Raw genomic sequence first — 13591 nt, 5'->3', positions numbered from 1 at the left:
CACCGAGATCGGTGACGGGCCCTTTCCCACCCCGCGTGGAGATCAGCTGTGCTCGACCGGCAGAGGCAGGCCGGGCAGTGCCGGCAGGCCACCGGGCGGTGCCGGCAGACCGCACTTGCTCAGCAGCTCGGTGACGGTCTTCAGCAGTGTCGTCAGGATCCCGGTGATCTTTCCGACGTCCGGCAGGCCGCCTCCCGCGGCGCCGAGGATCGTGCCGCCGAGACCCGCGATGGTCGAGATCAGGTTCATCACGACCGGCAGGCACTGGTCGACGGGGCCGGAGTAGGCGGCAACGCCCTTCACCGGGACCGGCACCGGTAGCCCGCTGGTCGGCAGCGCGGGCAGGCAGCCGGAGCTCTGCAGCGCGGTCACCAGGCCGAGCAGGTCACCGATCAACGGTGTCACCGCACCGACGTTCGGCAGTGGCAGGAGGCTGCTGACGACTTTCGTGAGCTTCCCGGCGAGGTCGGTCACGATCGCGGCGCAGGCGGCCGGCAGTTCTGGTGCGGCGGGCGTCGCCAGGGCAGCCGGGGTCGATGACGCGGTGAAAAGAGCTGCAACGAGCGAGAGTGCGGTAATCGTTTTCTTCACGGCTACCTTCTTCCTCAATGCGCAATTCGCTGGAGCCGCGCCGGAAAAACCATTGCAGGAATTCTGGTGCGGTTCATTCCATGCGACAGAGCGTATGCCCGCTCAACCGCCCCTACCAGCGGAGATCGCGAATTCACCCACTCGAAAAAGTGCTCATTCGATTGAGGGAAGCCCCTGAATCGAACACACGCCTGAGCGAGGTCACGAGCAGTGAACAGGAAACAAAGAAGACGAACACATCAGGGCATCCAGCCCGCCGTTTGAAGGCGAACTGGATGCCCTGTGTTGATCTCGTGAAGCGATCAACCAGCCAGAACGACCCTGCCGAGTTCCGCGGAGGTCGCGAGCAGGCCGTGGCGCGGCAGCACGCGCACGGTGTAGCCGAGCGCTCCCGCGTGCGGCAGCGGCACCTCTGCCTCGTAGTTGCCGTTGCCCGCGTAGTTCATCGGCGCGGTGACGATGTCCTTCAGTTCGTCGGAGTCGTTCGACACCTTGCCGAGCACGACCTGAACGTCCACTTCGGACGGCTCCAGCCCGGCCAGCTCGACCCGTGCCCGCACGATGACCGGCGCGCCCAGCACCGGCACGGACGAACCGCCGAGCACCAGGTCGCTGTCGAGCACCCGCACCCGCGTCCACGACGCGCGCAGCCGGTGCCGGTACGCGGACAACTCCTTGGCGCCGCGGAAGCCCTCGCCCACGACGGTCTGCGCGGACGCGGCGGCCGGCGCGTAGTAGGTCTCCACGTATTCACGGACCATGCGCGAGGCCTGCACGACCGGCCCGAGCGAGGCCAGCGTGTGCCGGACCATCGACATCCAGCGAGTCGGCACGCCGTCCTGGCCGCGGTCGTAGAACAGCGGCGCCACCTGCGAGCCGAGCAGCTCGTACAGGGCGTTGGCCTCCAGGTCGTCCCGGCGGATCGGGTCGTTGACGCCGTCCGCGGTCGGGATGGCCCAGCCGTTGGACCCGTCGTAGAGCTCGTCCCACCAACCGTCGCGAATGGACAGGTTCAGGCCACCGTTCAACGCGGCCTTCATGCCCGAGGTACCGCACGCCTCCAGCGGGCGCATCGGGTTGTTCAGCCACACGTCGCAGCCCCAGTACAGGTACCGGGCCATCGACATGTCGTAGTCGGGCAGGAACACGATCCGGTGCCGCACTCCCGCGTCGTCGGCGTAGCGCACGATCTGCTGGATCAGCGCCTTGCCGCCGTCGTCGGCCGGGTGCGACTTGCCCGCCACCACGAGCTGCACGGGCCGTTCGGGGTGCAGCAGCAGCGAACGCAGCCGCTCCGGGTCGCGCAGCATCAGCGTGAGGCGCTTGTACGTGGGCACGCGGCGGGCGAAGCCGACGGTCAGCACGTTCGGGTCGAACACCGAGTCGGTCCAGCCCAGCTCCAGCGCGGACGCGCCGCGCTGCAGCCACGACTCGCGCAGCCGCCGGCGAACCTCCTGCACCAACCGGCCGCGCAGGATGCTGCGCAGCTCCCACAGCCCGGCGTCGGTGACCGGCTCGAACGCGCCGATCCCGAGTCCCGAGCTCTGGTTGTCTGCTTCGGACCCACCGAGCAGTTTGCTCATCTCGGCCGCGGCCCACGTCGGCCCGTGCACGCCGTTGGTGACCGACCCGATCGGCACCTCGGTGGCGTCGAAGCTCGGCCAGAGCCCGCGGAACATGTCCCGGCTGACCTCACCGTGCAGTTTGGACACACCGTTCGCGCGCTGGGCGAGCCGCAGGCCCATGTGGGCCATGTTGAACATGCCGGGGTTGTCCTCGGCACCCAGCGCGAGGATGCGCTGGGTGTTCACACCCGGCACCAGGTTCTCGGCGCCGAAGTAGTGCTGGACCAGGTCGACCGGGAACCTGTCGATGCCGGCGGGCACGGGGGTGTGCGTGGTGAACACGGCACCGGCACGCGCGGCCGTCAGCGCCTGGTCGAAGTCGAGGCCGTCGTTGGTGATGTACTCGCGGATCCGCTCGAGGCCGAGGAAGCCCGCGTGGCCCTCGTTGGTGTGGAAGACCTCGGGCTGGGCGTGACCGGTGAGCTCGCAGAACGTGCGAACCGCCCGAACACCGCCAATTCCGGCGAGGATCTCCTGGCGGATGCGGTGGTTCTGGTCGCCGCCGTAGAGCCGGTCGGTGACTCCGCGCAGGTCCTCGTCGTTCTGCTCCACGTCGGAGTCGAGCAGCAGCAGCGGCACCCGGCCGACGCGCGCTCGCCAGATCTTCGCGCGCAGCATCCGGTCGCCCGGCATCGCCACGTGCACGAGCAACGGCAGCCCGGACGGCTCGGTGAGCAGCTCCAGCGGCAGCCCGCGCGGGTCGAGCGACGGGTAGTGCTCCTGCTGCCAGCCGTCGAGCGACAGCGACTGGCGGAAGTACCCCGACCGGTAGAGCAGGCCGACCGCGATCAGCGGAACGCCCAGGTCAGACGCTGCCTTGAGGTGGTCGCCGGCGAGGATGCCGAGACCGCCCGAGTAGTTCGGCAGCGCCTCGTGCACGCCGAACTCCATCGAGAAGTACGCGACGCTCGTGGGCAACGGCGTGTCAGGCGCGCCGTGCTCGCGGCGCTGGGCGATCTCGTCCTGGCGCCGCTGGTACCACCGCGGCCCCTCGACGTATCGCTCCAGGTCGGACGCGAGCGCGTGCAGTTTCAGGAGGAACTGCTCATCTCTCGCGAGTGACTCCAGCTTCCCGGCGTCGACGACGGAGAGCAGGCGCAACGGGTCGCCACCCACCTCGGACCAGACGCGGGGGTCGATCGAGGCGAAGAGTTCCTGCGTGGGCGGGTGCCACGTCCAGCGCAGGTTGGTGGCGAGCGTGCTCAGCGCGGACAGGGGCTCCGGCAGGCTGGCTCGGACGGTGAACCGGCGAAGTGCTCGCATGACGAGCGAACTTACCTGCCACCCCTGCGGCCCTGACAACGTTCCCGGTCACACCTGCAACGACTTGCAGAACCGGTCAAGACGGGGACCGCCCGTGAACAGCCGATACTGGAATCATGTCCGAGTTGGCGCGCGAGTTCCTGATGTACGTCCACACGCGTGCGAACGACCGCTCAGCCAAACGTGAGTGCTGGTCGTACACGCGTGGCGAGGTGACGCTGACGCTCGGCCTCGGGCCCGGCGTGGGGTTCGCACTGTGGACGGACGGGACCGAATGGATCACGACCGGTGGCCTCAACGAGGATCCCGTCACGTACGAAACGGACGAAGACACCACCGAGGACTTCCCCGCGGGCTGCGAGCACCCGATCGAGGTGATCATCGGCGTGCTGGAGCGGTTCGTCGAGCACGCGGACCGCTCCAGTGACGTCGGGTGGGCGTCGTTCAGGGCCGCTTCAAGGAGAGAATGAGCAGCTTGTCGCCCTTGCCGGAGATCTTGAGCGTGAACTCCTCACGGCTGGTCTTGTTCGTCTCCGACTCGGTCAGGTCCGCGGCCTGTGCCACCTGGAACGTGCCGTCGTCGGACGCCGTGACCAGCGGGTTTCCCTTGAGCACCAGCTTGGTGTAGTCACCCCAGTACGACTTCTCGGCGTTCTCGGTCGGGGCGGTCTCCGGGTCCCAGTCCTCGATCGACTCGGCGGCGTTCTGCGGCAGCTTCGCGAAGTACTGCTTCACGAAGTCGGCGACCTGGGCCTTGGTGAACTTGGTCGCGGGCGGTGCCGACGGCGGCTTGCTCGGCTCGGTCGTCTGCGTCGGCTTGTCACTCGTCTTCGTCGGCGACTCGTAGGTCGCGCTGGAAGGCGGCTTGGTCTGCGAGGTCGTCTTCGAGGCCGACGTGCTGGGGCCCGCCGTGCTGTTGTCCTTCTTGCCCTGGGTCTGGATGATCGCGTACGCCACGCCCGCGATCAGCAGCACCGCGAGGATCGAGGCCGCGATCGCGAGGCCCCGGCTCTTCTTCGGCGCGGGCTCGGGCTCGTAGTCGTCGTAGTCGTCGTACGCGGGCTGGGGCGCGGGCGGGCGGGTGCGCGGGGCCTGCGGCGGCATCGAGCGCGGCCCCTGGGTACCCGGACCCGAACCCATCACGGCGGTGCCGGACGGCGGCGTCATCGGGCGCGGCGGGATCACGGCGGTGGCCGGGACGACCTGCCCCTCGGAGATCGCCTTCAGCTCCGCCGCCGCCTGGGCCGCGGTGGGCCGCTGCGACGGCTCGTTGGCCAGCATGCGCACGAGCAGCGGCGTGAGCGGGCCCGAGCGCATCGGCGGGCGGGTCTCGCCGCGCGCGACCTTGTAAAGGAGGCCGAGGTCGTTCGTGCTCTTGCCGAACGGCGGCTCGCCCTCGGTCATCGCGTAGATCGTCGCGCCGAGCGAGAACACGTCCGACGGCGGCGCGGGGTCGGCACCGCGGGCGAGCTCCGGCGCGAGGTACGCGGGCGTGCCGGCGAGCATGCCGGTCTTGGTCACCGCGACGTCGCCCAGTGCGCGCGAGATGCCGAAGTCGGTGATCTTCACCAGGCCGTCGCGTCCAATGAGGACGTTGCCGGGCTTGATGTCGCGATGGACGATCCCGGCGTTGTGCGCGGCGGCGAGCGCCGAGGCGGCCAGCGACCCGATCCGGGCGGCCTCCTGGGGAGGCATCGGCCCGCGCTCGTCCAGGATCGCGGACAGGTTCTTGGACGGCAGGAACTCCATCACCAGGCACGGCTTGCCGTTGTCGAGCACGACGTCGTACACGGCGATCGCGTTCGGGTGCTGCAGGCGGGCGGCGATCCGGCCTTCCCGCATCGCGCGCTGCACCGCCTCGTGCGCCTCCGCGGGCTGCACGTCGTTCAGGAGCATCTGCTTGACCGCGACGTCCCGGTGCAGGAGCTCGTCGCGTGCTCGCCACACCACGCCCATCGCGCCGGCGCCGAGCTGGTCGAGCAGGACGTAGCGGTCGCCAAGCTTGTTCACGCGCGGGAGGCTACCTGTAGCACGTTCGCAACGATGTGAGTTGCCTGGGAACGGTCCACTGGAGGAAGGACGTGAAGTGGTCACCTGATGCCGAGTGACCCTGGACACGAACAGTGTTCAAGGTGTGCGATCGACATCGGCGGGGTACGGATCTGGATGGGGTAACCCGCTGACAGGCCGCTTGATCGAGCAAGGCAGGATTACGGGCAACGCGGAGCGACACGGCGAAGGGCGCTGCCGATGAGTGGACGGCTCGGTATCGACGACGTATCCCCGGTGGTGTCGGCTGGCAGGTATCCAGCCAAAGCCGTTGTGGGAGAACACATTCCGGTTGAGGCCACGGTGTGGCGCGAGGGGCACGACAAGCTCGCGGCGACAGTCACGTGGCGCGGACCGAACGACCGAGTCGCCAGGCAGACGAGAATGCACGAGGTCGGCATCGGCCTCGATCGCTGGGGAGCCACGGTCGTTCCCGATCACGAAGGCGCGTGGACGTTCCGGATCGACGCGTGGAGTGACCCCTGGGGCACCTGGAACCACGCCGTCGAGGTGAAGATCGCGGCGGGACAGGGTCCCGGTGATCTCGCGAACGATCTCGAACTCGGCGCACTTCTACTCGATCGGGTGGCAAGGCGACCCGATCGCAGGCAAGAGCGAGCACTTCTCATGTCTGCGGCGGAAGCACTCCGCGACGAGGACCGGCCTCTGAACGAACGCGTCGCGCCCGCCATGGCCGCCGACGTGCAGAAGATCATGTTCGAGCACCCCGTGCGCGAGCTGCTCACCAAGGGCAAGACGCACAAGATCTGGTGCGACCGGCGCAAGGCCGCCTTCGGGTCCTGGTACGAGTTCTTCCCGCGCAGCACCGGCGGGATCGACGAGACCGGCCAGGCGGTGCACGGCACGTTCGCCACCGCGACCAAGGAGCTCGACCGGGTCGCGGCGATGGGCTTCGACGTCGTCTACTTCCCGCCGATCCACCCGGTCGGGCGGGTGAACCGGAAGGGCCCCAACAACACACTCGTCGCCGGCCCCGAGGACTGCGGTTCGCCGTGGGCCATCGGCGCGGACGAGGGCGGGCACGACGCCATCGCGCCGGAGCTCGGCACGATCGAGGACTTCGACGCGCTCGTCGAGAGGGCTCACGAGCTCGGCCTCGAAGTGGCGCTCGACTTCGCCCTGCAGTGCGCGCCGGACCACCCGTGGGTCCTCAAGCACCCGGAGTGGTTCACCACCCGCCCGGACGGCACGATCGCGTACGCGGAGAACCCGCCGAAGAAGTACCAGGACATCTACCCGATCAACTTCGACAACGATCCGCAGGGCCTCTACCACGAGGTGCTGCGCGTGGTCCTGCACTGGGCCGAGCACGGGGTGCGGATCTTCCGGGTCGACAACCCGCACACCAAGCCACCGGACTTCTGGCAGTGGCTGATCTGGAAGGTCAAGGAGGTCTACCCGGACACGCTGTTCCTGTCCGAGGCCTTCACCCGTCCGGCGCGGCTCTACGGTCTGGCCAAGCTCGGCTTCACGCAGTCCTACACGTACTTCACGTGGCGGACGAGCAAGCAGGAGCTGATCGAGTTCGGTGAGGACCTCCGCGATCACTGGGACGAGGCGCGGCCGAACCTCTTCGTGAACACGCCGGACATCCTGCACGAGTCGTTGCAGCACGGCGGCCCTGGCATGTTCGGGCTGCGGGCGGCTCTCGCGGCCACGCTCTCCCCCACCTGGGGTGTGTACAGCGGCTACGAGCTGTTCGAGCACGAAGCGGTGAAGCCGGGCAGCGAGGAGTACCTCAACTCCGAGAAGTACCAGTTGCGGCCACGCGACTACGCCCGTGCACTGGCGGACGGGCGCTCGCTGGAACCGTGGCTGCGCAAGCTGAACCACATCCGCAAGGCGCATCCCGCACTCCAGCAGATGCGCACGCTGAAGTTCCAGCACATCGAGAACGACGCGTTGGTCGCCTTCTCCAAGCGTGATCCGGAGACGGGCGACACGGTCGTCGTGGTCGTGAGCCTCGACCCGCACAACGCGCAGGAGGGGACGCTGTACCTCGACCTGCCGGAGCTCGGGTTCGACTGGCACGAACGGGTGATCGCGCACGACGAGGTCACCGGCGAGACCTGGGACTGGGGCCAGGCCAACTACGTCAAGCTCGAGCCCTGGCGTGCCACCGCACACGTCGTCAGCCTGCAGCGCCGCTTCAGCTGATCGATGAACGACGCATTCGCACACCTGAGGTGAACGAAAGCGCCGTTCATCGAGAACCACTACACCCCCGACGAGGTGGGAAATCATGAGTGAAGACACCCGTCCCGACGCGGCGCTGGGGCTGGAAGGCGTTCCGCACACCGGTGAGGCCGTCGACGACCAGGGAATGCTGGTCGAGCCTCAGGCCGAGGACTTCAAGTCAGCCCAGCCGGCGTCGGCGAACCCGAGCTGGTTCAAGGGCGCGGTCTTCTACGAGGTGCTCGTCCGCGCGTTCAGCGACTCCAACGGCGACGGGACCGGTGACCTCAGAGGACTCGCCTCCCGCCTCGACTACCTGGAGTGGCTCGGCGTCGACTGCCTCTGGCTGCCGCCGTTCTACGCCTCGCCGCTGCGCGACGGCGGGTACGACATCAGCGACTTCCGCGCGGTGCTGCCGGAGTTCGGCACCGTCGAGGACTTCGTGTACCTGCTGGAGGAGGCGCACCGGCGCGGGATCCGGGTGATCACCGACCTGGTGCTCAACCACACCAGCGACGCGCACCCGTGGTTCCAGGAGTCGCGGCAGAACCCGGAAGGCCCGTACGGCGACTACTACGTGTGGAGCGACGACGACTCGCGCTACGCCGACGCGCGGATCATCTTCGTCGACACCGAGTCGTCGAACTGGACGTACGACCCGGTGCGCGGCCAGTTCTTCTGGCACCGCTTCTTCAGCCACCAGCCGGACCTCAACTACGAGAACCCGGAGGTGCAGGAGGCGATGCTCGACATCCTGCGCTTCTGGCTCGACCTCGGCATCGACGGGTTCCGCCTCGACGCCGTGCCGTACCTCTTCGAGGAGGAAGGCACGATCTGCGAGAACCTGCCGCGCACGCACGAGTTCCTGAAGAAGTGCCGCAAGGTCGTCGACGACGAGTTCCCCGGCCGGGTGCTGCTCGCCGAGGCGAACCAGTGGCCGTCGGACGTGGTCGAGTACTTCGGTGACCCGGAGATCGGCGGCGACGAGTGCCACATGGCGTTCCACTTCCCGCTGATGCCGCGCATCTTCATGGCGGTGCGGCGCGAGTCGCGGTTCCCGATCTCGGAGATCCTGGCGCAGACGCCGTCGATCCCGGAGAACGCGCAGTGGGGCATCTTCCTGCGCAACCACGACGAGCTGACGCTCGAGATGGTCACGGACGAAGAGCGCGACTACATGTACACGGAGTACGCGAAGGACCCGCGGATGAAGGCGAACATCGGCATCCGCCGACGCCTGGCCCCGTTGCTGGAGAACGACCGCAACCAGCACGAGCTGTTCACCGCACTGCTGCTCTCGCTGCCCGGCTCGCCCGTTCTGTACTACGGCGACGAGATCGGCATGGGTGACAACATCTGGCTGCAGGACCGCGACGCCGTGCGCACGCCGATGCAGTGGACGCCGGACCGCAACGCGGGCTTCAGCAGTTGTGATCCCGGCCGGATCTACCTGCCGGTGATCATGGACCCCGTCTACGGCTACCAGGGCCTGAACGTCGAGGCCCAGCTCAACAACACGTCGTCGTTGCTCAACTGGACCCGCCGGATGATCGAGGTGCGCAAGCAGCACCACGCGTTCGCGGAGGGCGACTTCAGCGAACTGGGCGGCTCGAACCCGAGCGTGCTGGCGTTCAAGCGGTTGTGGAAGCGCCCCGACGGCCGCGAGGACATCGTGCTCTGCGTGAACAACCTGTCACGCTTCCCGCAACCGGTCGAGCTCGACCTCTCCGAGCACCGCGACTACACGCCGCTGGAGCTCACCGGAGGTGTCAAATTCCCCTCGATCGGGGAACTCCCGTACCTGCTGACCCTTCCCGGTCACGGTTTCTACTGGTTCCAGCTGGTAGAGGCGGGCGACGACAGCGAGATGAGGTGAACCGCGTGATCGATCCCGACGAGCTCACCGACAAGCTGGTCTCCACACTGCCCGACGTTCTGCCCACCCTGCGCTGGTTCGGCGGCAAGGACCGGCCGATCACCGCCGTCCGTCCACTTCGGACGACGGCGCTGTCCGACGACCTGGTCCACGTGATCGTCGACGTCGAGCAGCCCGGCCGCACCGAGGAGTACCAGCTCCTCATCAGCGAGCACTCCGACGGTTTCGACGCGACGGCCGATCCCGAACGCAACGGCTTACTGCTGGCCAAGATCGCGGCCGGGGACCGCGTGGGTGACATCACGTTCGCCCACGAGCCGGGTGTCGAGCTGCGCACCTCGTTGCGCGGCAGGCCGATCGGCGTCGAGCAGTCCAACACGTCGCTGATCTACGGCCAGCAGTACATCCTGAAGATCTTCCGCAAGCTCGCCCGCGGCGAGAACCGCGACCTGGTGCTGCACCGGGCGTTGCGGTCCGTCGGCTGCGAGCACATCGCGCAGCCGCTCGGGTCGATCTCGACCGTGCTGGACGGCGAACCGGTCACCCTCGCGATGCTGCAGGAGTTCCTGCCGGACGCGGTCGAGGGCTGGGCCATGGCCACCACGTCGGTGCGCGACCTGATGGCCGAGGCCGACCTCCACGCGGACGAGGTCGGCGGCGACTTCGCGGGTGAGGCCGGGCGGCTCGGCCACGCCGTGGCCAAGGTGCACGCGGACCTCGCGGAAGCACTCGGCACCCGGCTCGCGGACGACGACGCGGTCGGGCGTGCCATCGCGGGCATGCAACGACGTCTCGACGCCACGCTGCAGGCGGTGCCGGAGCTCAGCCGGTACGAGGAGCCGCTGCGGGCGACGTTCGAGGACGCGCGCAAACACCTGGGGCAGATCCCGATCCAGCACGTCCACGGCGACCTCCACCTCGGCCAGGTGCTGCGGACCGTGCACGGCTGGCTGCTGATCGACTTCGAGGGCGAGCCCGCGGCGAGCGTCGAGACCCGCACCATGCTGAAGTCGCCGTTGCGGGACGTGGCGGGGATGCTGAGGTCGTTCGACTACGCGGCGCGGCAGCTGCTCGTCGGCCAGCCCGACGACGACCAGCTCGCCTACCGCGCGATGGAGTGGACGAAGCGCAACCGGGCGGCGTTCTGCGACGGGTACGCCGAGGTGGCGGCCGACCCGCGGGACAACGCGCACCTGCTGCGCGCGTTCGAACTGGACAAGGCGGTCTACGAGGTCGCTTACGAGCACGCCAACAGGCCGGAGTGGTTGACGGTTCCGCTGTCGTCGATCGCCCGGATGACCAGCGGAGGCGAGTAGAAACGTGAAGGCCGATCTGGACCGGCTCCTGTCCGGTGCGCACCACGACCCGCACTCGGTGCTGGGTGTGCACACCGTCGGCGACCAGGTGATCGCACGGGCGTTGCGGCCCGGCGCCACGTCGGTCGCGGTGTCGTGGGGAGACAAGCAGGTCGAGCTGCCACGCATCGCGGACGCGCTCTTCGAGGGCGAGCTGCCCGAGGCGCCCGGCGACTACCGGCTGCTCGTGTCCTACGGCGACCGCACGGTCGAGGTCGACGACCCGTACCGATGGCTGCCGACCGTCGGCGAGCTCGATCTGCACCTGATCGGCGAGGGCCGGCACGAGCGGCTGTGGGACGTGCTCGGCGCGCACATCCGTTCGTACGAAACAGCTTCCGGTGACGTCACCGGTGTCTCGTTCGCGGTCTGGGCACCGAACGCGCGCGGTGTGCGCGTGACGGGTGACTTCGACGGCTGGGACGGGCGCGCGAATCCCTTGCGCTCCATGGGTTCTTCCGGCGTCTGGGAAGTGTTCCTGCCCAACGTCCCCGCGGGCACGCGGTACAAGTTCCGGATCCTCGACGCGCACGGCGTGTGGCACGAGAAGGCCGACCCGATGGCGTTCGCGACGGAGAAGCCGCCGCAGACCGCCTCGGTCGTCACGCGGTCCGAGTACCAGTGGCAGGACGCGGAGTGGGAGGCGCGGCGCGAGGCCACCCAGTGGTCGAACGCGCCGATGTCGATCTACGAGGTGCACCTCGGGTCGTGGAAGCCCGGTCTGGGCTATCGGGAGCTGGCCGTCGAGCTCGCGGACTACTGCGAGGACATGGGTTTCACGCACCTGGAGCTGCTTCCCGTCGCCGAGCACCCGTTCGGCGGTTCGTGGGGCTACCAGGTCACCTCGTACTACGCGCCGACCTCGCGGTTCGGGTCGCCGGACGACTTCCGGTACTTCGTGGACACGTTGCACCAGCGCGGCATCGGCGTGCTGGTCGACTGGGTGCCGGCGCACTTCCCGAAGGACGCCTGGGCGCTGGCGAAGTTCGACGGCACGCCGCTGTACGAGCACGCCGACCCGCGCCGTGGTGAGCAGCTCGACTGGGGCACGTACGTCTTCGACTTCGGGCGCAACGAGGTCCGCAACTTCCTGGTGGCGAACGCGCTGTTCTGGATCGAGGAGTTCCACCTCGACGGTCTGCGCGTGGACGCCGTCGCGTCGATGCTCTACCTCGACTACTCACGGCCGGAAGGTCAGTGGCTGCCCAACGAGTACGGCGGCCGGGAGAACCTGGACGCGGTGCGGTTCCTGCAGGAGCTGAACGCGACCGTGTACCGCCGGCACCCCGGTGTCGTGATGGTCGCCGAGGAGTCGACGGCGTGGCCGGGCGTGACGCGGCCGACGCATCTTGGTGGGCTCGGGTTCGGGTTCAAGTGGAACATGGGCTGGATGCACGACACGCTGCACTACCTGTCGCGTGAGCCGATCCACCGGTCGTTCCACCACAACGAGATGACGTTCTCGCTGGTGTACGCGTGGAGCGAGAACTTCGTGCTGCCGCTGTCGCACGACGAGGTGGTGCACGGCAAGGGCTCGCTGTGGCAGCGGATGCCGGGCGACGACTGGAACAAGGCCGCGGGCGTGCGTTCGCTGCTGGCGTTCATGTGGGCGCATCCGGGCAAGCAGCTGCTGTTCATGGGCGGCGAGTTCGGGCAGCGGCAGGAGTGGTCGGAGTCCCGTTCGCTGGACTGGCACCTCGTCGAGCAGGGTGGCCTGCACCAGGGCATCCAGTCCTTGATGCGGGATCTGAACTCGGTGTACAAGACGGCGGCGGCGTTGTTCTCGCACGACGTCACGCCGGAGGGGTTCCAGTGGATCGACGCGAACGACTCCGCGGGCAACGTGCTGTCGTTCCTGCGCGTGGGTGAGGACGGGTCAACGCTGGCGTGCGTGGCGAACTTCGCCGGGATGCCGCACCACGACTACCGGGTCGGGCTGCCTTCCGCCGGGCGGTGGAAGGAGCTCGTCAACACCGATGCCGTGCACTACGGCGGTTCGGGTGTGGGCAACCTGGGTGGCGTCGAGGCCGAGGCCAAGCCGTGGCACGGGCGGCCGTACTCCGCTCTGCTGCAGCTGCCGCCGTCCGGTGTGCTGTGGCTGGTTCCCGACCCCGCCGCCGAGGTCGCGCCCGATTCTGTGTCCGATTCCGCGACCGAGGCTGTGTCCGATTCCGCGTCCGACTCTGTGACCGAGGCCCTGCCGGTGATCAAGGCTGACTGACCTGTCCGGTAGCGCTCCGTTCCAGTAGAGCGCGCCGGACACCGTCGCGGTCGCCGGTGCGGTGCCGGGGCAGCTGCGGACGACCTGGTCCACCAGGTCGAACGGCGTGGTGTCCGGGCAGCCGGTGAGCTTCAGGCCGGTCAGCGGCACGCTGCCGGTGTTGGTGACGGTGATCGTCAGGGTGTTCCGCGCGGCTTCGAGCTTGAGGTCGTAGGCGGACACTCTGAGGAACACGCAGGTCCAGTGGACCTCGGTGGTCGTCGTCGCGAAGAACCGGACGGTGGCGGCGTTCTGCGGCGCGATCATGCCGTACGTGTTGTACCGCTTGTCCTGTTGTGGCCAGCGGGCGTACGTCCGTCCGGTTTGGACATTGGCCTGGTCCTCGAACTCAAGCCCGATCGCGGTCGCGGGTCCC

The 13591-nt window shown here is 68.3% G+C and carries 9 protein-coding genes; 6 read left to right on the top strand and 3 right to left on the bottom strand.

Annotated elements, in window-relative coordinates:
* Nucleotides 1-42: 42 nt before the first annotated feature.
* Both ABZX92_RS01005 and glgP read right to left on the bottom strand, forming a co-directional pair.
* Entirely contained in the window at nt 43-591 is a 549-nt protein-coding gene (locus tag ABZX92_RS01005) for a hypothetical protein (RefSeq protein WP_355552003.1), read from the bottom strand.
* A gap of 302 nt (nt 592-893) precedes the next feature.
* Nucleotides 894-3479 carry an alpha-glucan family phosphorylase gene (gene glgP / locus ABZX92_RS01000; protein ID WP_355552000.1) on the bottom strand — a complete coding sequence of 862 codons (2586 nt, stop codon included), beginning with the start codon at nt 3477-3479 and terminating at the stop codon, nt 894-896.
* Between the two features lie 116 nt (nt 3480-3595).
* Here glgP and ABZX92_RS00995 point away from each other — a divergent pair, with 116 nt between their 5' ends.
* Nucleotides 3596-3949: an Imm1 family immunity protein gene (locus ABZX92_RS00995; RefSeq protein WP_355551998.1), complete on the top strand. Its 354-nt coding sequence runs from the start codon at nt 3596-3598 to the stop codon at nt 3947-3949.
* Here ABZX92_RS00995 and ABZX92_RS00990 read toward each other — a convergent pair.
* Complete coding sequence (locus ABZX92_RS00990) at nt 3924-5489, bottom strand: protein kinase (RefSeq protein WP_355551996.1); 1566 nt, start codon at nt 5487-5489, stop codon at nt 3924-3926. The two genes, ABZX92_RS00995 and ABZX92_RS00990, sit on opposite strands and share 26 nt — an antisense overlap.
* Nucleotides 5490-5729: 240 nt before the next feature.
* Between ABZX92_RS00990 and ABZX92_RS00985 the strand changes: the two genes are divergently transcribed.
* The 5 genes from ABZX92_RS00985 to ABZX92_RS00965 all read left to right on the top strand — a co-directional run bounded on the left by ABZX92_RS00985 (nt 5730) and on the right by ABZX92_RS00965 (nt 13390).
* On the top strand, nt 5730-7706 hold the full coding sequence (locus tag ABZX92_RS00985) for an alpha-1,4-glucan--maltose-1-phosphate maltosyltransferase (protein ID WP_355551994.1): 1977 nt from the start codon (nt 5730-5732) through the stop codon (nt 7704-7706).
* Nucleotides 7707-7791: 85 nt separating this feature from the next.
* Nucleotides 7792-9600 carry a maltose alpha-D-glucosyltransferase gene (gene treS / locus ABZX92_RS00980; protein ID WP_355551991.1) on the top strand — a complete coding sequence of 603 codons (1809 nt, stop codon included), beginning with the start codon at nt 7792-7794 and terminating at the stop codon, nt 9598-9600.
* Between the two features lie 5 nt (nt 9601-9605).
* Complete coding sequence (locus ABZX92_RS00975; protein WP_355551988.1) at nt 9606-10916, top strand: aminoglycoside phosphotransferase; 1311 nt, start codon at nt 9606-9608, stop codon at nt 10914-10916.
* A gap of 4 nt (nt 10917-10920) precedes the next feature.
* Nucleotides 10921-13176, top strand: a complete 2256-nt coding sequence (gene glgB / locus ABZX92_RS00970) for a 1,4-alpha-glucan branching protein GlgB (RefSeq protein ID WP_355551985.1) — start codon at nt 10921-10923, stop codon at nt 13174-13176.
* A 61-nt stretch (nt 13177-13237) separates the two neighbouring features.
* Nucleotides 13238-13390, top strand: coding sequence for a hypothetical protein (locus ABZX92_RS00965; protein WP_355551982.1), 153 nt, complete (start codon nt 13238-13240; stop codon nt 13388-13390).
* Nucleotides 13391-13591 lie beyond the last annotated feature (201 nt).

The organism is Lentzea sp. NPDC006480, from assembly GCF_040611995.1.
Lineage (GTDB): Bacteria > Actinomycetota > Actinomycetes > Mycobacteriales > Pseudonocardiaceae > Lentzea.
Note: the sequence above shows the minus strand (reverse complement) of the source record. Positions and strands in the feature narration are given on the sequence as shown.